This window comes from Noviherbaspirillum sp. L7-7A, from assembly GCF_019052805.1.
Lineage (GTDB): Bacteria > Pseudomonadota > Gammaproteobacteria > Burkholderiales > Burkholderiaceae_D > Noviherbaspirillum_A.
In genome coordinates, this window is sequence record NZ_JAHQRJ010000002.1 from 593,196 (window position 1) to 618,142 (window position 24,947).

The following is a 24,947-nucleotide window of genomic DNA, read 5'->3' on the forward strand; positions in this document are numbered from 1 at the left end:
CACAAGCGCAGGCTGGCTAGTTGGCTTTTCCGAATCCGCCGCTGCCGGGCGTTTCAATGACGAACACATCTTCAGGGTGCATTTCTACCCTGGCGACGACGCCATGACGCCCAGCGCGCCATACACCCGGGACGTCGGTGCGTTTCAAAATGTTGTCTGGATTTTTTCTGCCGCGGTATTTTTCCGACATAAAACGTGCATGATTTTTTAGATACTTTATCAATAAAACTTTTTTGTTAAGATTTGATCTGTTGGTTTGATATTGGACGGGATAATTGCGTCGGTACTCGGATGATGAGGTTCACAGAACTTCTCACCTGTCACTGCCGAGTCCTACTGAAGGCTTTGGCTCCGACTGGTGCGAAGGGATAAATGCCTTCCTGATGAGCAGGCTGTCTCACGGGATGGCATTGCTGCCAAGGCATTTCGGCGACGGGATTGGCCGAATCGCGGTAACAGACATGTGTGAACTAGCCTCAATGCCGGCAGACAGCGGGCGTATTCAGTCGGGCTTGCTCAACAACATGGTGTAGAACAAACAGGAGTCAGGGATCATGGCCAAGGAAAAAACCGCTGCAAGTCACAGTCCGAGGGCAGGCGACAGGGCGCCGGCGCAACTGGCGCCGTCCGCTAAAACACCGATCGTCTCCTCCGCGCCTCTTGCTTCCGGCCGTAACGCCGAATTAAGCGAGTTCGAATTCGGCATGATCATTGCCAGCAATGCATTCAATCGCTGGGCCGTACGCTGCATGACGGCGGCTGGCGTGTCCGATTTGACCATTACCGATGTGCTGGTGCTGCACCACATCAACCATCGGGCACGGGAAAAAAAGCTGGCCGACATTGCCTTCATCCTGAATATCGAAGACACCCATGTCGTCAACTATTCCCTTAAAAAACTGCAGGGCCTCGGACTGGTCAGGACGGAGAAGCGCGGCAAGGAAGTGCTTTATTCGACGAATGAGCAGGGCCAGGCGCTGTGCCAGCGTTATCACGAGATCCGCGGACAGGTACTGGTTTCCGGGCTTACCGGAAGTGGTACCGAGGGGTTTGAACTGAGCGAACTGGCGCGCTTTCTGCGCGTGCTGTCGGGACTGTACGAGCAGGCCGCGCGCGCTGCAGCGTCGCTGTAGCTAATAGCTAACCCGCTGGTGGCAGGCGACTCGCATTGCCTTGGCCTGCATCCTGCAACAGGCATTCCAGTCCGGATGGGAATGCCATCCGGACGCCTCGAAAAGATGGCCCAGCTCAGTGCGCGTCTACGCCTGCGCTATGGCAAAGTAGGCGCCATGCTGCCGCCAGGCGTCATTCGAATACGATGACGCCGCGCGCGGCATTGCGGCCGGCCTGCATGTCGGCGAAGGCCTGCGGCGCCTCGTCTATCGTGTAGGTGCGGCTGATGAGCTCATCGAGCTTGAGCCTGTGGTTGCGGTAAAGGCCGATCAGGCGCGGGAAGTCCTCGCGTGGACGGGCCGAGCCGAAGTAGCTGCCGGTCAGGGTCTTTTCGCCAAAGGTCAAGGTGGCGGTGCGAATCGAGGTGATGTCCTTCTGTCCGGCCACGCCAACCACCACCGCGGTGCCGCCCTTGCGTAGAACACCGTAAGCCTGGGCTGCGATCTCGCCCAGGCCGACGCATTCGAAGGCATAGTCGGCGCCGCCTTCGGTCAGCTTCAGGATGGACTTGACCACGTTCTCCTGGCCAGCGCTGTTGACGACATGGGTTGCGCCGAATTGCCGGGCGGCTTCCAGCTTGGCATCGGAGGTGTCGACTGCGACGATCATCCGGGCACCAGCGATGGCGCATCCCTGGATCGCATTCAGGCCCACGCCACCACAGCCAAAGATGACCGTGACCGACCCCGCATCCACTCGCGCGGTGTTGACGGCAGCGCCATAACCTGTCATGACGCCGCAACCGATCAGGGCTGCCTTATCGAGCGGCATCTGCTGATCCACCTTGACCACGTTATCAATGTGCAGGGTTGCGTATTCGGCCATTACGCCGCAGCCAGAAAAGACATGCAGGCGGTTGCCCGCCAAGTCACGAGTGCGGCTGGTGCCGTCGGGCAGGCTGATGGCCGCCTTCGCGGCTTGGTCGCATAGCTGCGGCCGGCCGGTCTGGCAGTAGCGACATTTGCCGCACATGCTGACGAAGGAACTGACCACATGGTCGCCAACCTTGTAATCGGCTACGCCTTCGCCTACTGCGACGATGCGACCGGCGCCTTCATGTCCCAGTACCACTGGCGGCGGAAACGGGATGGTGCCGTTGGTGGCCGACAGGTCGCTGTGGCAGACGCCGCAGGCAGCCAGCTTGATCATCACCTCGCCGTGGCGTGGTGGCTCGACAATGATTTCCTCCACCGTCACCGGTTGATTGATTTCACGGCAGATCACCGCTTTCGCACGCTGTTCCATGTCCTGTCTCCCTTGGTGTGAATGCTTCAGGCCGCCGACCTTAAAGGCAAGCGGCCGTGCTTGTCAATCCGCTTGCCCTGCCCGGCGGCGTCGGCCATGACGACCCGGCCCGGTCATGCAATGTCGAAACTACCTGGACCGTACTGAACTTTCGCCGCGTTGTCAGTCCAACTTTTTCTGGGCGCGGCTCGCCTGATTTCGGATGCGGATATGGCAGGAAATTCTTCATGGATCATCCCGGCGCTCGCGCTGACTCTGCTGGCTGCTTGCGGCGGTGGTGGCGGTTCCGATAACGCGTCGGCACAGGGCTCAACACCTGTTGCCCCAGCAGCCGCCGGGCCGGCTTCCGACGCCGATACCACTTCCGGCAACCAGCCTGCCCTGCCCGATCCCCTGTATGCCAACCAGTGGCACCTGAAAAATACCGGCCAGGCGGCCGACGCGGGGCCGGCGGCCACGGCTGGCCAGGATCTGAACGTCGAACCGGTATGGAATGGCTGCAACGACAACGGCACCTGCCAGGGTGAAGGCATTGCCATCGCGGTGGTCGACCGCGGCATGGAGATTGCGCACCGCGACCTCCAGCGGAATGTCTCCACCTCGCTTGCCGGCCGGGTGTATTCGCTGAACAGGGCGCCGGCCAATGGCGACCCGACGCCAGCGCAAACCGATCGCGAGAATGCGCATGGGACGGCGGTGGCCGGCATCGTCGCCGCGCGCGACAACAATGGGCTGGGCGGGCGCGGGGTGGCGCCACGCGCCACGCTGACGGGCTATGCGCTGTTGCAGGCCAGCACCAACAGCAACGAGGCGGATGCGATGGCCTTTCAAGCGAAGGATGTGGCCGTTTCCAACAACAGCTGGGGTCCGGCGGATGGCAATGGCCACCTCAGCGATGCCAACTCGCTATGGCGCGATGCGATCGAATTCGGGCTGGCCAGCGGCCGCAATGGCCTGGGCACGATTTACGTGTGGGCCGCCGGCAATGGCTATACCAGCGGTTTCAATGAGCGCTCGACCTATGACGGCTATGCCAGCTACCGCGGCGTGATCGCAGTCGGCGCGCTCACTGCGCAGGGGCATCGGGCTTCCTACTCTGAACCAGGGGCCAATGTCTGGGTCAGCGCGCCGGGCGGCGAGCAGTGCGCCAACAGCCTAGCCATTATTACCACCGACCTGTCCGGCGCAAAGGGATACAACACTGGCGCGGGCACTCCCGAGCTCGGCGACGCCGACTACACCCGCTGCATGAATGGCACGTCGGCGGCGGTGCCCTCGGTGTCCGGGGTGATGGCGCTTATGCTGCAGGCTAACCCGGCGCTGGGCTGGCGCGATGCGCGCGCGGCGCTTGCCCGGAGCGCGCGCCAGACCGATGCGGCCGATGCGTCCTGGAAGACCAATGGCGCAGGCCGCCGCATCAGCGAAGTCTATGGCTTCGGCGCTGTCGATGCCAAGGCGGCGGTGGATGCGGCCCGCGGCTGGGTCAATCTGCCGCCGCAAAAGGTTTACCGTTCGCCGTCCCAGGCGGTGAACCTGCCGATACCCGACAACGCGCCAACCGGCGTATCAAGCACGCTGACAGTCGCCGGCAGCAACATCGCAAAAATCGAGTGGGTGGACCTGGTCTTCAATGCCGCCAGCCATCCCTATTCAGGCGACCTGCGCATCGTGCTGACCTCGCCATCCGGCACTGAGCTGGTGCTGGCCGATACCCATCTCTGCGACGGCCGCTGCGTGCCCTATGACGGCTGGCGCTTTGGCATTGCCCACCTGCTCGATGAAGCCGCGGACGGCGTATGGAAGATCAGCGTGAAGGACGGCGCGGTGGATGATCTCGGCAATGTCGACAGCTGGCAACTGACGGTGTATGGCCATTGAGCGTGGCTCAACGCGTAGCCAAGAAAAGACGAGACAGGAAAAGCAATGATGAAGCTTTCACGATATGTGACGATCCTGGCCCTGGCCGCTTTCGCGACCCAGGCCTGCGCCCAGGTCAAGGCCGCCCCTGGGAACTATGTCTGGTATGACGGCGGCAAGCCACGTCAGCTGCAACTCGACAGCACGGTGGTGGCGGAATTCGGCGACCGGGCGGAAGCCGGCGGCGAACCACTCATGCGCGGCAATGGTGTTCGCATCTGGCGTCAGCAGGACCAGGCGGCGACCCGGGCGGCGGCGGGCGGTGCGGCGTCGCCGGTGTTTCGCGACAGCCAGGGCAGCGCCATGCGCGCCTTGCCCGGTAATGTGATCGTGCGGCTCGACCCATCGTGGAGCGGGCAGCAGGTTGATGACTGGCTCCGGGAAAACCGGCTGTCCGAAGTGCGCCGCTTGCCTATCGGCGGCAATGTGCTGGTGCTGTCGTCGCCGCCCGGACTGGCCGCGCTAGAACTGGCGAACCGGCTGCAGCAGTCCGGCCAGGTGCTATCGGCGCAACCGGAGTGGTGGGAGCAGCGCAGCACGCGCTAGGATCAGGGATGGTTTGACAGCGCCTGGCGGCCCGTGGATACTCGCCTGCTCGGTGAGCTGCCACGGATATGAGAAGCATGTCAGAAGCGCCTGTTTTCCCGATACGCAATCCCTGCCCTCCCGGCGCCTGCCAGTGCGACCGCGATCGGCTGCTGGACGACCCCCATGCCGACAAGCGCATACTGCAGCTCACCAAGGAAGAGGAAAAACGGCTGTTGGCGCGGATCGAAGCCGTCTCCACCTATCATGACCTGAAGCGCATCGTGCACCGCATGGATCAGTTGCTGGGCCTGGACGTGCGCATCGAGCCGGGTCCGAATGAAGTGCGCTCAGCACGCGGCTTTCAGATCCAGCTGACGGAGCGTCCCGGCCTGTGCCGCAAGACCCGGCAGGCCATTCCGGCGGCAATCCGCCGCTGCCTGGAAAGCCATCCCGAACTGGCCTATGCCATCCTCGATGAACGAGGCCTGTTCGGCGCAGGCTAGCGGTAGTTTGTTAAAGACGGAGATGAAGGTTGATTCCGTCGTTCCCAATAAGGAATTTCACCAAAGCAGCCAGTTCGGCAGGCGGGGGCTTGGCGAAGCAGGCATGCCAGCAGCGCGTGAGCCAGTGCAGCGGTGTCAACCATGCCCGTACCGAACGCAGCAGGCGGGGCCAGCGACATCGCATTGGCAGACGGACGGCTTGGCTTTTTTTTCCGCACCGGGGAAGTGTCCGGATTGTGCAGTCGCGCTTGCTGCGCTTCCTGCCACCAGCAAAAAGCAAAGGCACAGCACACTAGCACCCAGTGGCGGCGAATCGCCCGGTCACTGCGCACCATGAAGTCTGCCCAGCCAAGCTGATCCTTCATTTGCTTGTAGCCTTGCTCAACCCAGTGCCGCAGGCCGTACAACCGCACCACTTCTGCCAAAGGAGCCGCCTTGAGCGGCAGGTTGGTCGTCAGGTACCAGGTCGACGGCTCCGGTAACGTGCTGCGGTCGGTAGTGGCGCAAATGGCGCGCACCGGCTTGCCAGGGCCATACCCCAGGAAGGTCAGTTCCGCAGCCCACCATTGTTCGACATGGCCGTCCCGGAAGTGGCGCGTCACCTTGTGCCAGTCGCGTGAATGCAGTTCCTCGATCGCTTCGTCGAAGGAGTGGGCAACATCGGCAGGTGCCCAACCACGTCCTACTGTGCCGCGGTGTGACAGCACAAAGGGCAGGCGGCGTTGCCGCAACGTTGCCACGAGTTCGCGATGGTCGCCGTAAAAGCAGTCGGCCACAATGGCCTTGAAGGCAATGCCAGCAGCCAATGCCCGCTCCACCAAAGCCAGGGCAATTTGTGGCTTGCTACGGAAGGCAGGATCTTTCTTGCCGTCTTCCAGTCGGCTTTCCGGGGTGTACGGGGCGACATGCAGAGGATAATACCGCTGCTCATTGGCCCATAAGGTCGTGACCGCGACGATGCCGTTATCGACCTTGCCAACCGAACCCAGGTACTGACGTGCTACATGGTCGGTGGCATAGCCATCCTTACGGTCGCCAGTGTCATCAATGACAAGAACCCCATCAGCATCACTTGCTGTAAGCGGATCGTCCCCCAGCAACTGCAATGTCCGCATCGTGATGAGGTCGGCATCCCAACAGGACTCGGAGAGGAAGAACTGCAGTTGCTGTACGGGCGCTGTCTGCGCCTCGACGAGCGGCTCGGCACCGGCTAATGCCGTGAGCGTCTTGGGCCGGTCGCGCGGTGCCAGCAGACCAGCAAGATAAGTGCGAAAGTGATGACGTTGCGCCAGCGAATGAAACAAGGGATCGAAGTGCGTTGCGTAATCTTCGAGTGGACCGGGTGCTGGCGGGCAAGGACGGCGGGCAGTCATGGCAGCATACCTCCTGCCACCAGCCTAGACCATCAGTCCACTCCTTTCAACAAACTACCGCTAGAGCGTTTTCATTCTGACTGGCCGTAGCCCGCATGGTGGATATAGCGCTCGCATTCTTCACGAGGGAATCGATCAAGTAAATTGCCGATAGTTGCCCACAGTGTGTCGACAGTGCGCCTGGCTGCCTTCCTGAGCAGCGTTTTGAGCTTGGCAAAGACCTGCTCGATCGGGTTGTAATCAGGGCTGTAATACCAATCCCAAGGTTAAAGAACGGTGAGCTGAGGTAGGTGTCTGAGGAGGACGATATTCTCGGGCGGAGGGCGACATGTTGGCTCCAGAAACGTTGCTGCAACTGCAGAAATACAATTTCGATCTGTTGGCACACCAGGAGCCGAGTGGACGGCGGCGATTGCGCTACATTGCCCTGGCACATATTAAAGACGGCAAGACCCCAACTGAGACGGCGTTGGCTTTGCGTGTGACACCACGTGCCGTCACACGCTGGTTAAAATGGTTTATCGATGAAGGGCTCGACCGCGTGGCCGGTATCCCGCATTACTGGAGTACGCAGCGGCTTCCCGTGTCACAGGAAGAAGCCTTTCGCCAGGCGGTCGAGCAGTTGCAGCATCGTCGTGGTGGCGGCCGCGTGCGCGGAGAAGATGTCCGGCAGCTGCTGGTGCAGCAGTTTGGCGTGGACTATACCCTCAACGGCGTCTACGAATTACTCAAGCGGCTCGATATGGCCTGGATATCGGCCCGCTCGGTCAGCCCGAACGCCAATGCTGCCAGGCAAGCAGAATTCAAAAAAAAAATCTATCCCAAGAGGTACAGGCCGTTCTACCCCCTGAGGTCAAGCTGGAGCAAGTCGATGTCTGGTTTCAGGACGAAATGCGCATTGGCCAGCGCGGCACCCAGACCCGGATCTGGGCACGTCGGGGCACCCGGCCGCGGGTCGTGCGGCAGCAGCAATCGGAATCGGCTTATCTCTTTGGCGCCGTGTGCGCGCAGCGCGATGCGGCTGTGGGTCTGGTGCTCCCATTTGCCAATACCAAGACCATGGCGCTTCACTTGCAGGAAATTAGCCAGGCTGTTCCACCGGGGCGGCATGCCTTGCTGATACTGGATCAGGCGGGATGGCATACCACGCCGAAGCTGCCGCAGCTGGCCAATATCACGCTGTTGCCGCTGCCGGCCGGCTCACCCGAGTTGAATCCTGCTGAACAAGTCTGGCAACAACTGCGTGAGCGTAGCCTGGCAAATCGGTGCTATGACAGCTATGAGGACATCGTCGACGCCTGCTGTGAGGCCTGGAACAAATTCACGCAAATCCCCGGCGCCATTCGCTCATTGTGCACGCGTACCTGGGCCCGCTTGACGTCCGAACTTAGGAACAAATGACATGGGATTGGTATAAGGCGGCAAGTAACGCAACTGGGCGCCGGCAGCCTGCACCGCTTCGGCAATACCTGTGACCTTGTGCGAGCCCAGATTGTCCAGCACCACAATATCGCCGGGCTGCAGTTCGGGAACCAGCATCTGTTCTACCCACGCCCGGAAGGCCGGGCCATTGATCGGGCCATCCAGTACCAGCGGTGCAACCAAGCCTGTGGTGCGCAAGGCGCACACAAACGTCGTGGTTTTCCAGTGCCCGTACGGTGCCCGCCCCAGACAGCGCTTGCCAATCGGCGAGCGACCGCGGGTCGGCGTCATGTTCGTACTGGCCCAGGTCTCGTCAAGAAAGACCAAACGGCCCACTGGCATGTCAGGCTGGCTGGCCTGCCATGCCGCTCTTGCCTGCGCTACGTCCGGGCGCGCTTGCTCACTGGCATGGAGTGACTTTTTTTCAGACTCAGGCCAAGCCGTGCCAAGGTCTTCCACATGGTGCTCACCCCGACTTGGATGCCATGTTCGGCATGAACCCATTCGCGTAATTGCTGCAGAGTCCAATCGTTCACAGCGGCCACCTGATTGGCCAAGGCTTGTTCCAGGCCACTGAGTTTGAGCGGCACATGGTTGCATTGCATCCCAGGGGTATCTTCGCCGTGGCGGCGTCGACGCGAACGGGCTCTGGCGACATACGACTTACTCACGCCAAAGCGCGCTGCTACTTCCTGAATGCTGCCTTTGGCATTCAATACCCGGTCACGCAAATCTTGCCCGTAGGCTTGTCCTATATGCCAGACCATCGCCGTACTCCTCTGCCTGAGTACTGCTTTGACTTTCCCACAAGCCTGCGCGTTTCTAATCTTTAATGACGCAGGTCAGAACATATGCGCTCTAGCTGGGGAACAGGCCTCTGCTTGCCGCAAGGCAGGCCTGAATCTCATCCGTTTGCGGAACCAAGCTTTCCGGCGCCGCATCGAATAGGAGCGGCCCGCATGCCGCAATCAGTCAGGGGAAGCAAATGAAATGGAATCTCACCAGCGGCATCGCCGCCGTGGTCGGCGTGGCGACCGTGGCCGGCTTTTTCTATCTCACCAGGACGCAGCGCAGCCCGGACGATACGGCCCGCGCGCCCGCCGTGGTGGCCGAAGCGCCGGCGCCGCCGGCCGAGCCTGCCATCCGGTATCCGGTGCCGCCCGAAACCGAAGCCGTGCCGCAACCCTTGCCGCCACTGGACAAGAGCGACAAGGCGGTGAACGATGCGCTGGTCGAGTATTTTGGGCGTCAGTCGGTGCAGCAGTTGTTCGGCCTGGACAGCATCATCCGGCATATCGTGGTCACGGTAGACAACCTGCCGCGTGAGACGGTCGCTACGCGGCTGCTGCCGACCAAGCCGGTGCGCGGCGCCTTTTTGGTGAAGAAAAGCGCCGACGGCATGACGATCGCGCCATCCAATTCGGCACGCTACCTGCCTTACGTCGAACTGGCGCGGCGCACCAACGCTGCCCAAGTGGCGCGCATCTATGCCGGCTTTTACCCGCTGTTCCAGAAAGCCTATGAGGAACTCGGCTATCCGAAGGGTTACTTCAACGACCGCGTGGTTGCGGTGATTGACCACATGCTGGCGGCGCCGGAGCCGGAAGGCCCGATGAGGCTGACGCAGCCGCACATCCTTTACAAATATGCCGACCCGGCCCTGGAAAATGCCTCGGCCGGTCACAAGATCATGCTGCGCATGGGCCGTGACAATGAAGCGGTGGTCAAGGCCAAGCTGCGCGAGCTGCGCGCCGAACTCACGCGGCATGCGCCGGCCAGGCAGTAAGGCCGGCAGTCTTTACACGCGCTTGAGATCGGAAGCGCCCAGCACGATCCGGTTCCAGGTCGGACTGATCACGATCTCGTTGATGCAGGCATGGGCCGGCATCTCGGCGATGAAGCGGATGGTGCGGCCGAGGTCGTCGGGCTGGAGCATCTTGGCCCGGTCCTCGGCCGAAGGCGGCACCGGACGCTTGTCCATGATGGGCGTGGCTACTTCGGCCGGGCAGACCGCGCAGGCGCGGATGCCATTGACGCATTCTTCCTGGTTCAGATGCGCCGTCATGGCGACCACGCCATGCTTGGCGGCATTGTAGGCCGGCCCGGTCATGTAGGTATCGTATCTGCCGGACCAGGAAGAGATGTTGATCACTAGCCCGGACTTCCTGGCACGCATGGATGGCAGCACCGCAGCAATGCAGTAATAGCTGCCGTCGAGATTGACGCGGATGACTTCGTTCCAGCCGGCCGTGGTCTGGTTGCTCCAGAAACGACCGGGCACATTCAGGCCGGCACTGTTGACCAGGATATCGACCTGGCCATGGCGGGCCAGAATGGCCTCGGCAACCCTGCCAACCGCATCAGCGTCGCTAACGTCGAGCACTTCCACTTCCGCGCGGCCGCCGGCGGCGCTGATTGCGTCGGCCTGCGTCTGCAGCGCCTCGCGGCGCCGGCCCGACATGATGACCGTCGCGCCCGCCTGCGCCAGCGCCAGCGCGCCCGCCAACCCGATGCCCGAAGCGGCGCCGGTAACCCATGCTACCTGTCCTTGCAGTGATGTCATGCTGCTGTCTCCATTGATGGTTTTTATGCGGCAATGCCGGCCTATTGTAGCCGGGCTGGACAGGCTCATGGCGCATCACTGCCGGCGCTAGCGGCATGCCGGCTGCGTTCAGGCCGCCGGGTCAGGATGTTCGCATTGCTCGCTGGATAGCCATTGTTCCAGTTCCGACAGCGCGGCGGCATTGAGGCTGCGCTCGCATGCAGCCAGCCTGCGCAGATGGCCGCTTTGCAGCGCCTGTGCGACTTCCTCGCGGCTGTTGAATTCCAGCCAGCGCAGGCAATTGGCCAGCCTCTGGTTCAGGCCATCGGTCCATGCGGGTTTCCTGCCGGCCCGGCGGCCGTGGGCACGCAGATAGAGGTTGCGGGTGCGCGATGGCGTCAGGCCAAGCGCCTCGCCCACTGCCTTGAAGGTCATGCCATTGTCGCGCAGCGCCAGGATGCGGTCTTCCAGCGCGGGGCAATCCTCCATCTCGCCGCATGGACGCGGCAATGTGGTCGTCAGGGTCATGAGGCCCCGCCGTCATGATGGTTGAGCGGGCCGTCCTTTCTGTCCTCGAACCGGACCCAGGCTACCCTGTCGCCGTTTTCCAGCTGGAAGACGCCCATGCGCGCGGCTTGGTCAGCATCACGCTTCACCGCTTCGGCAACCTGAAGGGCAACGGCATGATCGTCGACATAGACAGCAATGGATTCTAGGATCCAGCGACGGCGGCCCGCAGACGCAGCAAAACTCATGTTCAGGCTCGTATGCGTTTAGGAAGGTTGCATTGTGTAAGGCCGCAATAAGCTCGTCTGTAACATTGCTTACATATCGAGGCGCTGCTGTACACATTCGTGCCTGAACGCCTGCCAGTAAGCCTCGCCGGCGTTGCTGATGGATAGAATTACCCACTGAAGGAAAGTGGCGAGTTGCGAAGACGCGCAGCCTGTCGCCCTGTACGGGCCACAGGCCGGAACGACCTTAGTGGGAGGAGAGGGAGATGGGGGAATCTGGCAGCTTGTCTTCGGCTGGCGCATAACGCTTGTCAGCCGCTGGCACTTCAAGCTCGCAATACTTCACACCGACGGTAGCGACGCATTCCTCGAATTCGGTAGCATCGGCCGTGTCGGCAAAAACATAGATGATGTCGCCTGCCTGGACTTCAGTCGGCGATATTCGCATGGTGACCATTGCATTGCCTCGTGATGGGTGACGGACGAGAAAGTCTAGCATGGTCGGCCAGCGGTTTCCTGTGGTACATCAAGCCCGCCTAGCGGAACCAGCCTGGCGGTAAAGATAGTCATCGGGCAGGCCCATGCGCCGGCAGGCGCGCACCGGCGGGCAAGTGCGCAGCACCAGCCGGTCGGCATCGGCGCCGGCACGCAGCAGCAGCATGCGTTCCCAGGGCCGCAGGCCCCAGTGGCTATCCAGACCGAGCCGTTCACGGACCCAGGCAGGCAGCAGTGCCACCGCAGCCCGGATCAGCAGGCCCTGGGCCATGCGCAGCGGGCCGGGCAGCAGGGGCGCATTGCGCATGATGCCGAGAAACTCGAAAACGACGGGGGAAGGTTCGAGGATGCCGCACATCGACTGCATCGTCTGCTCGAACTGGCCCTGGCTGGCTGGCGCGCCAAGGGCGCCGTACAACAGTGCCGATGCGCGTCCTTCGCCATAGAAACTGTCGCGCTGCGCCGCGTCGAGCGGCCTGACATAGGCGTGGAATGCCTCCAGAAAACCAAAGCTGGCGGTGGCATGTACCCAGTCAAGCAGCTGCTGCTCGTCAGCCCGGAAGGCCATGCCGCCCGGCGTGACGCCGTGGATAGTTGCATGGCGTCGATTGATGGCGGCGATCATTCCCTCCGCCTTGCTGCGCGGACCATAGACCGTGACCATGGCGGCCAGTCCGGTACTGCGCAGCCGCCTGGCCGGATCGGTCCTAAAGCTGGTGGCATGCCAGACGCCGGTGCGCACCCTCGGCTCGGCCAGTTCTAGCAGCACCGCGGTCACGCCGCCGACAAACAGTGCCAGCGGGTTCTTGAAGACCTGCCAGGAAACGGAATCGGGCGCGGTCAGCGCGGGTTCGCCGGCTGGCGTGCTGAAGTCGATGCCAGCGCCGTCTGGGGCGGCGAAATAGTCACTGGCAATGGCTTCGACGCGGCGCTGAAGCGGCGTCCACAGTAGCAGAGGGCCATGCCGGCGCAAGAGTCGCATCCCAAGGTTCCTTTGCATGTTGAGAGCGCCGGCATGGCTTGCCCGGTCCGTGCAAGATATCAGGAAAAAGGGCGGATGCAAGCGGCAGCTTGGCTGCTAGCCCGGGCAGGCGCTAATGAACGGCGTGCATGCCCGACTGCGCCGGGTTGCGCATGTCGGGATGGTAGAAGCGAAAGCACTCGCGGCCATCCTGCTTGGCGCGGTACAGCGCGCAGTCGGCGTCCTGCAGCAGGCGTTCCGGATGGACGCCATCCTGCGGGCAGATGCTGATGCCGATCGATGCGCTCGGCCTGATGCTGTGGCTGCCAAGCACGAACGGCGCGTTCAGTGCGACAAGCAGCTTGCCGGCAATGGCCGACGCCGCGGCGATATCCTGCCCGCAGTCGGCCAGGATCACGAACTCATCGCCGCCCAGGCGCGCCACCGTGTCATCGGGCCGCACGCAGTGCCTCAGGCGGCGGGCGATTTCGGCCAGCAGCAGGTCGCCGGCCTTGTGGCCCAGTGTGTCGTTGACCTGCTTGAAGCGGTCGAGGTCGATGAAGAGGATGGCATGCATGCCATTGGCGCGCCGGTCCTGGGCACGCTGCCTGAGCCGGGTTTCCAGCAGCGCCCGGTTGCACAGGCCAGTCAGGGAATCATGCGTGGCCATGTGCTCCAGCGCCTTGGCATTGCGCACTTCTCTGGTCACGTCGCGGGTGGCGCCGCGATAACCGTGGAACACACCGTCCTCGAAGATGGGCTCGCCAGAAATCCGGATATAGCGCACTACGCCAGGATAGCCTTCCAGGCCAACGGAATAGACCGCATCCCGGAACGGCCGGCGCGCGGCGACACTGCTCTGGCAAGCCAGGAAACCCGGCTCGCTGGTATCGAGCGCGCAGTCTTCGAGACTAGTGCCCAGCAGTTGGCGTGGCTCGAGCCCCAGGCGGGACTGGATGCCATCGGATAGGAAACGGAAGCGGCCTTCGGCATCGGTTTCCCAGTACCAGTCCGAGGACAGGGATGTCAGGCTGCGGAACTGCTGCTCGCGCCTGGCCAGTTCGCGCTGGGCTTCCATCTGGGCAGTGATATCGCGGCCGACAGCCACGAAGCCGGTGCTGTGCCGGCTGTCCGGATCGCGCAGCGTACGGCTGTTAATGCCGAGCCAGACCCAGTGACCCGCCTTGTGCCTGACCCGCATGTTGTACATGGCGGAGCGGTCGTCGGCGGCATCGCTGCTGCGGGCAGCATGCATGGCCGCCAGGTCAGCCGGATGCAGATAGTCAAATACATTAGTGCCTACCATGTCCTCCGGACGGTAGCCCAGTATCTCCTGGTGCGACGGAGACACATACTGGTAGATGTTGTCGGCATCGCTGTAGGCGATCAGGTCGCGCACATGTTGCGTCAGCAGGCGGTGCTCGGCCTCGCCCCAAGCCAGCCGGGCGCGCGACCGCACCTGCTCGGTAATATCGCTGAATGCGCCCGCATAGCCAACCGGCTGCCCGGACCGCAGACGCGGCACGGCTGTCTCGCGGACATAGCGGTACTGGCCATCCCTGCCTGTCACCCGGTATTCCAGCTCGAAACGCTGGTTTGCCTGCCGGGCTTGCCGGCGCAGCTGCACAACCTGTGCGGCGTCGTCGGGATGCATGGCGGCATCCCAGCCGGCGAGCGTGGTATCGCTGCCGTCGGGCAGTTGCCAGGCGCCGCCATGGTCGAAGAAGATGAAGCGGTCGCCATCATCTAGTTCCCAGAGAATGACGCTGCCGCCGGCAGAATGCTGCAAGTTGTTTTCCATATCGAAGCCGAAATGCTGGGGAACGGCGCCTTGCCAGGAGGCGCTGTTCCTATGAGGCAGCCGTCAGTCATCGCCTCTTGCTTTGCGGGGCGGCCGTGATTGCCAAAAGAAACGCATAATTGTTGCGTCATGGTAACTGCTTTCCGCTCTTATTTCCAAGTGTAATTATTTTGTTGGTGCGATCGTTGTCCAGGCACGCCATCCCGGAAACTGAATTACCCTGCCCCGCCTGTGTTTTTGACTATTCCCTTGCACACGAACAAAGGCCGACTGCGGGCTAGAGCGAAAATTGTCAACACCTGTTTTTCACGGCCAGACACAAAGGAATGCCATGCCTACCTTCACCCTAAACGGTCAGAGCACGACGCTCGACCTTCCCGATGACATGCCGCTGCTCTGGGCAATACGGGACGTCGCCGGCCTGACCGGCACCAAATTCGGCTGCGGCATCGCCCAGTGCGGCGCCTGCACGGTCCACCTCGACGGCGAGGCGGTGCGTTCCTGCGTCACGCCGCTGTCGGCGGTGGCCGGCAAGAAAGTGGTCACCATCGAAGCCATGGCACAGGACCCGGTAGGCCAGAAGGTACAGGCCGCCTGGCGGGAAATCGATGTGGTCCAGTGCGGCTACTGCCAGTCCGGGCAGGTGATGTCGGCCACCGCGCTGCTGCGCGCCAAGCCAGCGCCCACCGATGCCGACATCGATACCGCGATGGCGGGCAATATCTGCCGCTGCGGCACCTATGGCCGCATCCGTACCGCCATCAAGCTGGCTGCCGGCCAGCCGACCAAGGAGCCACGGTCATGAACGACGACATTTTTTCCGCCACCCCACAATCGCCAGGGCGCCGCCGTTTCCTGCGGGTTGGCGCCGCCGCTGGCGGCGGCCTGCTGATCGGCTTCGGCCTGGGCGCGTGCGGGCGCGAGCAGCGCAACGAAGTGCCGGCCGAAGCCGCGGTGGGCAATGCCGCCACCAAGACCTCGGGCGATGCGCCGGGACTGGCGCACAACGCCTTCATCCGCATCGACCGTGAAGGTCTGGTCACGCTCATCGTGCACAAGGTGGAAATGGGCCAGGGTACTTATACCGCCATGCCGATGCTGCTGGCCGAGGAGCTGGAAGTCGATCTTTTCAAGGTCAAGCTGGAACAGGCGCCGGCTGACAACAACCTTTACAGCGACCCGCTGCTGGGCGGCCAGGTCACTGGCGGCTCGACCTCGGTACGCGCATCCTGGGAGCCCCTGCGCCAGGCCGGCGCGGCGGCGCGGCTGATGCTGGTGGAGGCGGCGGCGCAGGCCTGGAAGGTCGATGCTGCGGGCTGCACTGCGAAGAACGGCATGGTGACCCATGGCGCCAGCGGCCGCACCATGCATTACGGCGAACTGGTCGATGCGGCGGCGAAGCTGCCGGCGCCCAAGGCCATTGTGCTGAAGAAGCCGGCCGACTTCACCCTGATCGGCAAGAAGCACCAGCGGCTCGATTCGGGCGACAAGGTCAATGGCCAAGCCAAGTTCGGCATCGACGCGCGGCTACCCAACATGCTGGTGGCCACGGTGGCGGCCTCGCCGGTGCCGGGCGGCGCGCTGCAGTCGGTCGACGAAGCCGCCGCAATGGCGGTCAAGGGCGTGCGCCAGGTGCTCAAGATCGACAATGCGGTAGCGGTGGTGGGCGAGCATATGTGGGCCGCCAAGCAGGGCCTAGCCGCGCTCAAGCCCAAATGGTCGGACGGCGCGCATGCCGACATGACCACCGCTTCCATCGTGGCCGACATGAAGGCGGCCGCTGAGAGCGGCAAGGGCGCGGCGGTGGCCCGCAAGGACGGCGACGTTGGCAAGGAAGCGCCCAAGGGCGGGCAGGTACTGGAAGCGGTCTATGAGATGCCTTTCCTCGCCCATGCCACTATGGAGCCGATGAACTGCACGGTCGATCTGCGGGAAGACGGCTGCGACCTCTACGTCGGCACCCAGGTGCCGACCTTCGCGCAGGGCGCGGCCGCCAAGATCGCCGGCCTGCCGCCGGAGAAGGTGAAAGTCCACAATCATTTCCTGGGCGGCGGTTTCGGACGCCGGCTTGAAGTGGACTTCATTGTGCAGGCGGTGGCGTTTGCCAAGCAGCTGAAGCAGCCGGTCAAGTTTGTCTGGACCCGCGAGGAAGACGTGCAGCATGACATGTACCGGCCCTACTACTACGATCGCCTGGCCGCCACGCTGGACGAGAAGGGCAAGCCGCTGTCCTGGTCGCACCGGATTACCGGCTCGTCCATCATGTCGCGCTTTGCGCCGCCGGCAGTGAAGAATGGCGTCGATCCGGATGCGGTGGAAGGCGCTAAGGACATGCCCTACGCGATTCCGAATGTGATGGTCGACTATGTGCGGCACGAGCCGCCGGTGCCGACCGCATTCTGGCGCGGCGTCGGTCCGACCCACAATATCTTCGTGGTGGAAAGCTTCATCGATGAACTGGCGGCCGCGGCCAAGCAAGATCCGCTGGTCTACCGGCGCGATCTGCTGGACAAGTCGCCCAGGATGCGGGCGGTGCTGAACCTGGCCGCTGAAAAAGCCGGATGGGACCAGCCGCTGGCGCCCATTGCCGGGCGTCGCGTCGGCCGCGGCCTGTCGACCCAGTTCGCCTTCGGCAGCTACATGGCGCAGGTGGCTGAAGTCTCGGTCGGCGCCGATGGCGAGGTGCGGGTGCACCGAGTGGTGTGCGCGGTTGATTGCGGACAGGTGGTCAACCCCGACACCGTGGTCGCGCAAATCGAGAGCGGCGTGGTCTTCGGCCTGACGGCGGCGCTATGGAACGAGATCACTTTCGACAAGGGCCGGGTGCAGCAGTCCAACTTCCATGACTACCGGATGATGCGCATCAACGAGGCGCCGCGCATCGAAGTGTTTATTGCTCAGAGCAGCGATGCGCCGGGCGGCATCGGCGAGCCGGGCACCTCGGCCACTGCGCCAGCCCTGGCCAACGCGATTTTCGCCGCGACCGGCAAGCGCTTGCGCAAGTTGCCGGTGGCAGGCGACGCACTGAAGACCGCATGAAAAAGCCTCGGCCTGCTGGCCGGGGCTTTCAGGATGTGAGGTAGCAGCCGAGTCAGGCGCTTGCTGTCTGCGGCTGGCCCTTCACCGCGTTGCGGTATTTGGCGCGGGCCTCCGCGCGCTTGACCGCCTCGCGGGCGCGATTGGCTTCCTTCATTTCCTTGCGTTCCTGCTTGCCGCGCAGCTGGGCGACATTCTTGTTTCCGACGCGGTTGGTCATTGCCTGTTCCTCCTGCTTGTTGATGTCCGGCTTATCGTAGAGCCATTTGGTCAGACTACCTATAGGACGGCAGGAGAAAGGCTTGTAGGAATCGACGCACTGGCCAGCGGAGCGACCTTGCAAAGCCATAGCGGACAGGAGCGACGCAACTGCCGATATAGTCCTACCTCATCATCAGCACTTGTCCTACCTTGTGAAATGCTGCTTTGGGTCTATTCTCCAGACACAAGCCGCATGCGCGGTTTGACACCTCAATATAAAGGAGATCGCCATGAACAAGGACCAGGTAAAGGGCGCAGTCAAGGACGCCGCCGGCAAGGTACAGCGCAAGGCAGGCGAGGCCATGGGCAGCAACAAGCAGCAGGCCAAGGGCATGGCGAAACAGGCCGAGGGCAAAGTGCAAAAGGCTGCCGGCGACATGAAGGATAGCGCCGTGAAGAGCGGCAGCAGAAACCGCTAGACGACGCTGTCTGACCAGAAAACGGCGGCTTGAAGCCGCCGTTTTTGCGTCCGGAGCGCTCTGACTACAGCAACGTGTCGGCCCAGATATTGCGGGCCCAGTCCATCGCATAGCGACCCTCCAGCGCATTGGGCGCCGCCGAAAGCCCGCCGCTGCCGGGCACGGCGATCAGGGTCTTTTTCGCTTCGTCATAGCTGTGGACCGATGCCACATGGATCACGTCCTGGTCGGAGACGAAGCTATAGCAGGTATTGGTCAGAAGCGGATGCGCCGGCGGCGGACGGTCGGCAAGCAGTTCGATGATGGCTGCCGCGCAGACCTTGGCATGCTGGTTGGCCATATGGGCTGACTTTGGCATCAGCGGCGCGACCTGGATCGCATCGCCCAGCACATGGATATGGCGAGCCTGAGTGGATTCGAAGCTCAGGAAATCGACTTCGCACCAGCGCCGGTTGGCATTGGCCAGGCCGGCGCCCGCAGCGATGCTGCCGGCAGCCTGGGGCGGCAGTAGATTGATCACCGCGCCACTGACTTCCTCCCCCAGTTCGGACACCACCGTCCGCGTCTTGGCGTTCACATCCACCGTGTTGAAGCTGGGCCGGTAATCGACCATGCCCGGATAGCGTTCGGCCCATACCTTCTTGAACAGCGCGCCCTTCGATACCACGTCCTCGTTGCCATCAAGCAGGATGACGCGCGATTTCGGCTTGACCTGCTTGAAGTAGTGCGCCACTTGGCAGGCGCGCTCATAGGGACCAGGCGGACAGCGGTAAGGCGCCTGCGGAATCGAGATCAGGAAAGTTTCGCCGTCTTCCATCGCTTCCAGCTGGCGACGCAGCCCAAGCGTCTGCTCCCCCGCCTTCCAGGCATGCAGGATGCGCTCGCGGGCGCCGGGCTGGCGCATGCCGGGCAGCCGGTCATACAGGAAGTCGATGCCTGGCGACAGGATCAGCCGGTCATAGCGCAAGGCCTTGCCATTGCCCAGCGTGACCGTGCGCTTGTCCGGATCGATGCCGGTGGCAAGCTCGCGCACCATGGTGATGCCGCTGCGGCTGGCCAGCTCGCCGTAGCTGATGGTCAGGTCTTCCAGACGGCGCGATCCGCCCAGCACCAGGTTGGACAGCGGGCAGGAGATGAAGGCCGGATTGGGCTCGACCAGGGTGATATCGATGCTGCCGGCGCTCCACAGGGACAGATAACGGGCAGCAGTGGCGCCGCCGTAACCGGCGCCGACTACCACCACTCTGGGACGCGTTTGACCGGCGCCGCTGGCGCGGCTGGCAACAGCCCCGAGCGCCGCGCCCATGCCCAGCGCCTGAAGAAACTGACGACGTTTCATGCTGTTGGCTCCCCTATTTTTTCAGTTGTGCCAGATAGCCCGCAATCAGGTCGATCTGCTCGCTGCTATAACCCTTGGCCAGTTGCTGCATGATGGTGGAGGGCCGGCTGCCATCCTGGAAGGCCTTCATGCTGGCCACCAGTGCATCCCGGCTCTGCCCTGCCAACGGCGGCAGGCTGCTGCCGGGCGCCGTCCTTCCTCCGGTGCCGTGGCAGCCGGCGCAGCTGGCATAGAGCCTTCGGCCGGCATCCTCGGTTAACTTCGTCTCGGCCTGCGCCGTGGCCGGGCACTGCGCTGCGAACACGGCAAGCATGATCGCAAGGCGTGCGTTTGCAATAAGGGTTGATGTCATTCCTGTCCTTCCGTGAGGCACTGTACTTCCAAAGCCGGCACCTGGTGTGCAGGTCCTATGGCCGCACCGCCGGCGCTTCCATCTCCATTCCCCTGGCTCGCTGTGCCAGGTAGAGTTCCAGTTCTACCAGTTCCAGCGAACCTGCCGGATACGGCGCCGCCCGCACGCCATTGAGGCAGTTGCGCAGACGCCGCTGCAGCGATCCCATGGCCTGCCATTCAAGCCGGTAGATCGGGTAGCCGGTCGCGTGCGCCTGCGGAATGATGCTGCTGCCCAGGCGCTGTCCCCAGTGCTGGTCGTGGCACTGGGCGCAGGACAGATTGAGCTGGCCCATGCGCTGCTGCCAGCGCGCCTGGCCACGTTCGACGAATGGCTGCAGGCGCGCATCGTCCGGCAGCGAAGCCGCCATGCCGCGCGACTGCAGCGCGATATAGCTTTCCAGGCTCAGCAGCGCCTCGCTCTCGGCCGGCAGTACCGAAGCAGACTGATGCCGCACGCGGCACCGGTTGATGCGCTGTGCCAGGTTGATCGGGCGTCCTGCCTGGGCATCGAATGCCGGATAGCGGGCTGCCACGCCGCGCATCGCGCCTTCCGCATCGCCGTGGCAGGAGGCACAGGACTTGCCGTTGCCCTCATCGCTGCGGCGCCAGGCGATCTCGCCTTCCTTCACCCACAGCATGGCCGGATTCTGACTGTCGTCGCGCTGCATGGCCTGGGTTGACGGTCCCATGAATGCCATGCCCGACTTCCGTTGCGCCGCCGCCGTCAGACTCAGCACGGCGCACAGCATGAAGAGGACAATCCGCATGGCGCTTTCAGCCAGTGACCGTGAGCTCAACCGATTCTGTCTGGCTGAAGTTGTTGTCCCCTTCCCAGATAAAGGTCAGCTTGCCGCTTTCGGTAGCCACCGTATGGAAGATCAGGTTGGGGTTGGCGGCGATCGCCGGGAACAGTTCAGCGCTGAATACGATCTCGCCGTTATAGCGGCAGGTGAAGCGGCGGATAATATTGCGCGGCAAAACCTGGCCATCCGCGCCGGGCCGGTAGCCGGTCTCCATGGGATGGCTGATCAGGGTACGGATCTCGATCACCTCGCCGCGCTTGGCCGAGGCCGGGAGCTTGATCAATGTGCGGGCCATGGCTAGCTCTCTCCTTCGATGCAGGCGGCCAGCGTGACTACCACGTCTACCGTATCCGACCAGTAACTGCCATCGGACAACTTTGCCACCGCGCTCAGCTTTTGCGAAGTGGCCAGGCGTATCCTGGTCGACACTTTTGCGCGGCCGGCGCGCGCACCGAGCGTGAACCGGGCGACGTCGCGCTGCGGATTGCGTTCATTGAAGATGGCAATGGCGGCCACATGGTCTGCCGCCGTCATGGCGCTGTCGACGCTGACCGTGACAGGCACCGCATTGCCGTTGTCGACCAGGCTAGCAATGTCAAACTTGACCCGGCCCGGCGTGGGCTTGACGCCGCCGGTCCAGGCCTGTACCGCTGCCGCCAGTTCGTCGGGCGCGGCGGCGGCAGGCCGCACCAGGATCGTCGCGCCCAACGCAGCGCCGCCGGCCAGCAGGCGGCGCCGTTTCGGGTTGGGGCCGGGTTTCGCAAACATCAGTTGCCTTCCTTTTCTTTCAGGGTGCGCAGATAGGCCACCACATCCTCGACCTGCTGTGCATCCAGTATCGGCTTGCCGCGCACCGCCGGGGCGACATTGTTCAAGCCGTCGATCCGATAGTAAGCCGGCATGATGGTGTCCGGATTGATGCGGCCGGCGTCGACGATGCGCAGCCGCAGTTGCGCTTCGCTCCAGCGGGTGCCGCTGCCGGCCAGGTCGGGCGCCAGGTTGCCCTGGAAGCGCTCCTCCGGCAGCGGCCCGGCGTGGCACAGCAAGCACAGGCCGACCTGACGGTTGGCGACGATGGCCCGGCCGCGGGCGGCATCTCCCGCCGCCGTTGCAAGCGGCTGCGGTATGCCATCGCCTTCCACCCGGTAAGGCACCAGTCTGGCTTCCTGCTGCGGCACCTGCAACCCCTGCGCTAGGCCAGGCCAGGGCAATGCCCACAGTAAAGCCCATCCTGCCATCCCCCCCGGCACGCGACGCATTGCTGCCTCCGGTCAAGCCCTTTTCAGGCTGTGGTTCTTCAGCGGCAAATCCCGTATGCGCTTGCCAGTGGCAGCGAAGATCGCATTGAGCACCGCCGGCGCCGCCACGGCAATGGTCGGCTCGCCAACCCCGCCCCAGAAGCCGCCGGATGGCACGATGACGGTTTCCACCGCCGGCATCTCATCCATGCGCATTACCTGGTAGGTGTTGAAGTTCTCCTGCTCCATGCGACCTTCCTTGACAGTGCATTCGCCATACAGCGCGGCCGACAGGCCATAGACGAAGGAGCCCTCCACTTGGGCTTCGATCTGCTGCGGATTGAGCGCATGGCCGGGGTCGGTCGCGGCGACGATGCGATGGATCTTCAGCGCACCCTCGTCGCTGACCGAGACTTCGGCCACCGCTGCCACATAGCTGCCGAACCCCATGGTCTGCGCCACGCCGCGATACACCCCCTTGGGCAAGGGCTTGTCCCAGCCGGCGCGCTCGGCTGCTGCGTTCAGCACTGCCAGGTGCTTGGGATGATCGGCCATGAGCTTGCGGCGCAGCGCCAGCGGATCCTGCCCGGTCGCATGGGCGACTTCATCCAGGAAGCACTCGAGATAGATCGCGTTCTGGTTGAGGTTCACGCCACGCCAAAAACCGGGCGGTACCGGTGGATTGCGCATCGCATGGTCTATCAGCAGATTAGGGAAGCTATAGCCTATCGAGGCTTCCGGACCGGGCGGGTTCAGGCCCTGGAACACGACCGGGTCCTTGCCGTCCTTGATGTTCTGAGGGAATACCCCCGCAATGATGGACTGCCCGGAAATGCGCATCTGCAGCGCAGTGATGTTGCCCTTGTCGTCCAGGCCGGCCGCCAGCTTGCACTGGGTAATCGGATGATAGCGACCGTGCAGCATGTCTTCCTCGCGCGACCAGATCAGCTTGATTGGTGTACCCGGCATCTCCCGTGCGATCGCCACTGCTTGCCGCACCCAGTCATGGACCGCGCCGCGACGGCCGAAACCGCCGCCCAAATGCAGCTTGTAGACCTCGCATTTCGACGGCGGCAACTCGGCTGCCTCGGCCGCCGCCGCGAGTGCTGCCTCGCCATTCTGGGTGGGCGTCCAGACCTCGCAGCGCTCCGGCGTCCAGCGTGCCGTCGCATTCATGGTTTCCATCGTAGCGTGGTTCTGGTAAGGGTAGGAGTACACCGCCTCCACCTTCCGCCTGGCGGTTGCCAGCGCCGCGCCGGCGTCGCCATTGCTGTTTCCCACGGCCGCTTCCTTGGCGTCCAGCCCGGCCTTGAGCGTCTCGGCGATGCTGGCGCTGGATACCTTCGCATTCGGCCCGTAATCCCATTCGACTTTCAGCGCCTCCAGCGCACTCTTTGCCCGCCACCAGGTATCGGCTACCACTGCCACGGCGCTGTCGCCGACCTGTATCACCTTCTTGACGCCGGGACGGTTCTGGACCTCGGCCGCATTGAAGGCTTTCACTTTTCCGCCAAACACCGGGCAATCGCGGATGGCGGCATTGAGCATGCCCGGCAGCTTCAGGTCCATGCCATAGACCTGGGCGCCAGTGGTCTTGTCTACCGTGTCGAGGCGCGCTAAGCGCTTGCCCGCGATTTTCCAGTTTTTCGGGTCCTTGAGTTGCACCGATTCCGGCGGCGTCAGGCTGGCCGCGGCCGACGCCACCTTGCCATACGTGGTCTGGCGTCCGGATGGCTGGTGAGTGATGACGCTGGCTGCCGCCCGGCATTCCGACACGGGCACCTTCCATTCATCGGCCGCTGCCTGTACCAGCATCATGCGCGCCGTGGCGCCGCCCTTGCGTACATAGTCATGGGATTCGCGGATGCCTCGGCTGCCGCCGGTGGAGAAATTGCCCCAAGCGCGGTTGCGCGCCAGGTTTTGCCCTGGTGTCGGATATTCGGTTGTTACCTTGGCCCAATCGCAATCCAGTTCTTCGGCCACCAGTTGCGCCAGCCCGGTCAGCGAGCCCTGTCCCATCTCCGACCGCGCGATCCGGATCACCACCGTGTCGTCAGGCTTGATGACTACCCAGGCATTGACTTCGGGCGCTGCAGCCGCCGTCGCTCCCCCATCTGCAGCATTGGCGTAAGGAATATGAAAACCCACCATGAGGCCGCCGAACGCTGCTGCGGTGGTGCCGAGGAAGCGGCGCCTAGATACATTCACTTCGCTGCCATGCGTGTCAGAGCGGCTCATGTCGTGCTCCCGTCGGCATGCTGGATTGCCAGGCCCGCCTGTCGCGTACTGCCGCCCTGCCCTGCCGCCTTGATGGCCGCACGCACCCGGTTATAAGTGCCGCAGCGGCAGATGTTGGTGATGGATTGATTGATGTCGGCGTCGGTAGGTTGAGGCTTTTCCTTCAGCAATGCTGCGGCTGCCATGATCATGCCGCTCTGACAGAAACCGCATTGCGGTACGTCGAGCGCAACCCAGGCTTTTTGCAGCGGATGGGAGCCGTTGCCGGACAAGCCCTCGATGGTTACGATCTTTTGCTCGGCAGTCACGGTGGATACCGGCCGCACGCAGGTCCGCACGGGCTCACCATCAATATGCACGGTGCAGGCGCCGCACTGGGCGACGCCACAGCCATATTTGGTGCCGGTCAGGCCAAGCTGCTCACGCAGCACCCATAACAGAGGCGTGTCGGGTTCGGCTTCGAATTCACGCATTGTCCCGTTGACGTTCAGTGTTGCCATGTCTCCAGCTCCATTTTTTGTTTATG

29 protein-coding genes and 1 pseudogene are annotated in these 24,947 nt (G+C 63.1%); 9 read left to right on the forward strand and 21 right to left on the reverse strand.

Annotated elements, in window-relative coordinates; translation table 11 throughout:
* Nucleotides 1-16: 16 nt before the first annotated feature.
* Entirely contained in the window at nucleotides 17-190 is a 174-nt protein-coding gene (locus KTQ42_RS21005; protein ID WP_217347536.1) for a hydantoinase B/oxoprolinase family protein, read from the reverse strand.
* A gap of 364 nt (nucleotides 191-554) precedes the next feature.
* On the opposite strand from KTQ42_RS21005, the gene KTQ42_RS21010 reads away from it, so the two are divergent.
* Nucleotides 555-1,133, forward strand: a complete 579-nt coding sequence (locus KTQ42_RS21010; protein WP_217347537.1) for a winged helix DNA-binding protein — start codon at nucleotides 555-557, stop codon at nucleotides 1,131-1,133.
* Between the two features lie 172 nt (nucleotides 1,134-1,305).
* On the opposite strand, the gene KTQ42_RS21015 is transcribed toward KTQ42_RS21010, so the two are convergent.
* Nucleotides 1,306-2,418: a Zn-dependent alcohol dehydrogenase gene (locus KTQ42_RS21015; RefSeq protein ID WP_217347538.1), complete on the reverse strand. Its 1,113-nt coding sequence runs from the start codon at nucleotides 2,416-2,418 to the stop codon at nucleotides 1,306-1,308.
* Between the two features lie 210 nt (nucleotides 2,419-2,628).
* Between KTQ42_RS21015 and KTQ42_RS21020 the strand changes: the two genes are divergently transcribed.
* The 3 genes from KTQ42_RS21020 (at nucleotide 2,629) to KTQ42_RS21030 (ending at nucleotide 5,366) form a co-directional block, all read left to right on the forward strand.
* Nucleotides 2,629-4,296 (forward strand): S8 family serine peptidase, encoded by a 1,668-nt coding sequence (locus KTQ42_RS21020; protein ID WP_217347539.1) that lies wholly within the window; start codon nucleotides 2,629-2,631, stop codon nucleotides 4,294-4,296.
* Nucleotides 4,297-4,341: 45 nt separating this feature from the next.
* On the forward strand, nucleotides 4,342-4,881 hold the full coding sequence (locus KTQ42_RS21025) for a hypothetical protein (protein WP_217347540.1): 540 nt from the start codon (nucleotides 4,342-4,344) through the stop codon (nucleotides 4,879-4,881).
* Between the two features lie 77 nt (nucleotides 4,882-4,958).
* Complete coding sequence (locus KTQ42_RS21030; protein WP_217347541.1) at nucleotides 4,959-5,366, forward strand: hypothetical protein; 408 nt, start codon at nucleotides 4,959-4,961, stop codon at nucleotides 5,364-5,366.
* Here the strand turns inward: KTQ42_RS21030 and KTQ42_RS21035 are convergent.
* On the reverse strand, nucleotides 5,363-6,739 hold the full coding sequence (locus KTQ42_RS21035; RefSeq protein WP_217345193.1) for an IS701 family transposase: 1,377 nt from the start codon (nucleotides 6,737-6,739) through the stop codon (nucleotides 5,363-5,365). The genes KTQ42_RS21030 and KTQ42_RS21035 overlap by 4 nt on opposite strands.
* A 71-nt stretch (nucleotides 6,740-6,810) precedes the next feature.
* A pseudogene (locus KTQ42_RS24095) lies at nucleotides 6,811-6,990 on the reverse strand (IS630 family transposase); the annotation flags it as partial.
* A 77-nt stretch (nucleotides 6,991-7,067) separates the two neighbouring features.
* Here KTQ42_RS24095 and KTQ42_RS21045 point away from each other — a divergent pair.
* A complete protein-coding gene (locus KTQ42_RS21045; RefSeq protein ID WP_249223026.1) occupies nucleotides 7,068-7,859 on the forward strand; it encodes a winged helix-turn-helix domain-containing protein in 792 nt (263 codons plus the stop codon).
* Between the two features lie 227 nt (nucleotides 7,860-8,086).
* Here KTQ42_RS21045 and KTQ42_RS21050 read toward each other — a convergent pair whose 3' ends face one another.
* Complete coding sequence (locus KTQ42_RS21050) at nucleotides 8,087-8,503, reverse strand: transposase (protein ID WP_217347542.1); 417 nt, start codon at nucleotides 8,501-8,503, stop codon at nucleotides 8,087-8,089.
* Between the two features lie 38 nt (nucleotides 8,504-8,541).
* Nucleotides 8,542-8,928, reverse strand: a complete 387-nt coding sequence (locus tag KTQ42_RS21055) for a winged helix-turn-helix domain-containing protein (protein ID WP_217347543.1) — start codon at nucleotides 8,926-8,928, stop codon at nucleotides 8,542-8,544.
* A gap of 218 nt (nucleotides 8,929-9,146) precedes the next feature.
* Between KTQ42_RS21055 and KTQ42_RS21060 the strand changes: the two genes are divergently transcribed.
* Nucleotides 9,147-9,947, forward strand: coding sequence for a DUF3014 domain-containing protein (locus KTQ42_RS21060; protein WP_217347544.1), 801 nt, complete (start codon nucleotides 9,147-9,149; stop codon nucleotides 9,945-9,947).
* Between the two features lie 12 nt (nucleotides 9,948-9,959).
* Here KTQ42_RS21060 and KTQ42_RS21065 read toward each other — a convergent pair whose 3' ends face one another.
* The 6 genes from KTQ42_RS21065 to KTQ42_RS21090 form a co-directional block, all read right to left on the reverse strand.
* The gene (locus tag KTQ42_RS21065; RefSeq protein WP_217347545.1) at nucleotides 9,960-10,724 is read right to left on the reverse strand and encodes an SDR family oxidoreductase; all 765 of its coding nucleotides are present in this window, start codon (nucleotides 10,722-10,724) and stop codon (nucleotides 9,960-9,962) included.
* A 108-nt stretch (nucleotides 10,725-10,832) separates the two neighbouring features.
* Nucleotides 10,833-11,231 carry a hypothetical protein gene (locus tag KTQ42_RS21070; RefSeq protein WP_217347546.1) on the reverse strand — a complete coding sequence of 133 codons (399 nt, stop codon included), beginning with the start codon at nucleotides 11,229-11,231 and terminating at the stop codon, nucleotides 10,833-10,835.
* Nucleotides 11,228-11,458: a hypothetical protein gene (locus KTQ42_RS21075; protein WP_217347547.1), complete on the reverse strand. Its 231-nt coding sequence runs from the start codon at nucleotides 11,456-11,458 to the stop codon at nucleotides 11,228-11,230. The genes KTQ42_RS21070 and KTQ42_RS21075 overlap by 4 nt, the downstream gene beginning before the upstream one ends.
* A 226-nt stretch (nucleotides 11,459-11,684) precedes the next feature.
* On the reverse strand, nucleotides 11,685-11,894 hold the full coding sequence (locus KTQ42_RS21080; protein WP_217347548.1) for a hypothetical protein: 210 nt from the start codon (nucleotides 11,892-11,894) through the stop codon (nucleotides 11,685-11,687).
* Between the two features lie 69 nt (nucleotides 11,895-11,963).
* Complete coding sequence (locus KTQ42_RS21085; RefSeq protein ID WP_217347549.1) at nucleotides 11,964-12,914, reverse strand: oxygenase MpaB family protein; 951 nt, start codon at nucleotides 12,912-12,914, stop codon at nucleotides 11,964-11,966.
* A gap of 112 nt (nucleotides 12,915-13,026) precedes the next feature.
* The gene (locus tag KTQ42_RS21090; protein ID WP_217347550.1) at nucleotides 13,027-14,682 is read right to left on the reverse strand and encodes a sensor domain-containing diguanylate cyclase; all 1,656 of its coding nucleotides are present in this window, start codon (nucleotides 14,680-14,682) and stop codon (nucleotides 13,027-13,029) included.
* A gap of 343 nt (nucleotides 14,683-15,025) precedes the next feature.
* On the opposite strand from KTQ42_RS21090, the gene KTQ42_RS21095 reads away from it, so the two are divergent.
* Both KTQ42_RS21095 and KTQ42_RS21100 read left to right on the forward strand, forming a co-directional pair.
* The gene (locus KTQ42_RS21095) at nucleotides 15,026-15,499 is read left to right on the forward strand and encodes a (2Fe-2S)-binding protein (protein ID WP_217347551.1); all 474 of its coding nucleotides are present in this window, start codon (nucleotides 15,026-15,028) and stop codon (nucleotides 15,497-15,499) included.
* On the forward strand, nucleotides 15,496-17,733 hold the full coding sequence (locus KTQ42_RS21100) for a xanthine dehydrogenase family protein molybdopterin-binding subunit (RefSeq protein ID WP_217347552.1): 2,238 nt from the start codon (nucleotides 15,496-15,498) through the stop codon (nucleotides 17,731-17,733). The genes KTQ42_RS21095 and KTQ42_RS21100 overlap by 4 nt, the downstream gene beginning before the upstream one ends.
* A 52-nt stretch (nucleotides 17,734-17,785) precedes the next feature.
* On the opposite strand, the gene KTQ42_RS21105 is transcribed toward KTQ42_RS21100, so the two are convergent.
* Nucleotides 17,786-17,950, reverse strand: coding sequence for a hypothetical protein (locus KTQ42_RS21105; RefSeq protein WP_217347553.1), 165 nt, complete (start codon nucleotides 17,948-17,950; stop codon nucleotides 17,786-17,788).
* 271 nt (nucleotides 17,951-18,221) lie between these two features.
* Here KTQ42_RS21105 and KTQ42_RS21110 point away from each other — a divergent pair, with 271 nt between their 5' ends.
* Complete coding sequence (locus KTQ42_RS21110; RefSeq protein ID WP_217347554.1) at nucleotides 18,222-18,410, forward strand: CsbD family protein; 189 nt, start codon at nucleotides 18,222-18,224, stop codon at nucleotides 18,408-18,410.
* Between the two features lie 64 nt (nucleotides 18,411-18,474).
* Here KTQ42_RS21110 and KTQ42_RS21115 read toward each other — a convergent pair whose 3' ends face one another.
* The 8 genes from KTQ42_RS21115 to KTQ42_RS21150 are packed head-to-tail and all read right to left on the reverse strand — an operon-like array spanning nucleotide 18,475 to nucleotide 24,921.
* On the reverse strand, nucleotides 18,475-19,749 hold the full coding sequence (locus KTQ42_RS21115) for an NAD(P)/FAD-dependent oxidoreductase (protein WP_217347555.1): 1,275 nt from the start codon (nucleotides 19,747-19,749) through the stop codon (nucleotides 18,475-18,477).
* Nucleotides 19,750-19,762: 13 nt separating this feature from the next.
* A complete protein-coding gene (locus tag KTQ42_RS21120; protein WP_249223027.1) occupies nucleotides 19,763-20,101 on the reverse strand; it encodes a c-type cytochrome in 339 nt (112 codons plus the stop codon).
* Between the two features lie 55 nt (nucleotides 20,102-20,156).
* The gene (soxA, locus tag KTQ42_RS21125) at nucleotides 20,157-20,909 is read right to left on the reverse strand and encodes a sulfur oxidation c-type cytochrome SoxA (protein WP_217347556.1); all 753 of its coding nucleotides are present in this window, start codon (nucleotides 20,907-20,909) and stop codon (nucleotides 20,157-20,159) included.
* A 7-nt stretch (nucleotides 20,910-20,916) separates the two neighbouring features.
* The gene (soxZ, locus tag KTQ42_RS21130; protein WP_217347557.1) at nucleotides 20,917-21,240 is read right to left on the reverse strand and encodes a thiosulfate oxidation carrier complex protein SoxZ; all 324 of its coding nucleotides are present in this window, start codon (nucleotides 21,238-21,240) and stop codon (nucleotides 20,917-20,919) included.
* Between the two features lie 2 nt (nucleotides 21,241-21,242).
* Entirely contained in the window at nucleotides 21,243-21,713 is a 471-nt protein-coding gene (locus tag KTQ42_RS21135) for a SoxY-related AACIE arm protein (RefSeq protein WP_217347558.1), read from the reverse strand.
* Complete coding sequence (soxX, locus tag KTQ42_RS21140) at nucleotides 21,713-22,204, reverse strand: sulfur oxidation c-type cytochrome SoxX (protein WP_217347559.1); 492 nt, start codon at nucleotides 22,202-22,204, stop codon at nucleotides 21,713-21,715. The genes KTQ42_RS21135 and soxX overlap by 1 nt, the downstream gene beginning before the upstream one ends.
* A 12-nt stretch (nucleotides 22,205-22,216) precedes the next feature.
* Nucleotides 22,217-24,421 (reverse strand): molybdopterin cofactor-binding domain-containing protein, encoded by a 2,205-nt coding sequence (locus tag KTQ42_RS21145; protein WP_217347560.1) that lies wholly within the window; start codon nucleotides 24,419-24,421, stop codon nucleotides 22,217-22,219.
* Nucleotides 24,418-24,921 carry a (2Fe-2S)-binding protein gene (locus KTQ42_RS21150; RefSeq protein ID WP_217347561.1) on the reverse strand — a complete coding sequence of 168 codons (504 nt, stop codon included), beginning with the start codon at nucleotides 24,919-24,921 and terminating at the stop codon, nucleotides 24,418-24,420. The genes KTQ42_RS21145 and KTQ42_RS21150 overlap by 4 nt, the downstream gene beginning before the upstream one ends.
* Between the last annotated feature and the right edge of the window lie 26 nt (nucleotides 24,922-24,947).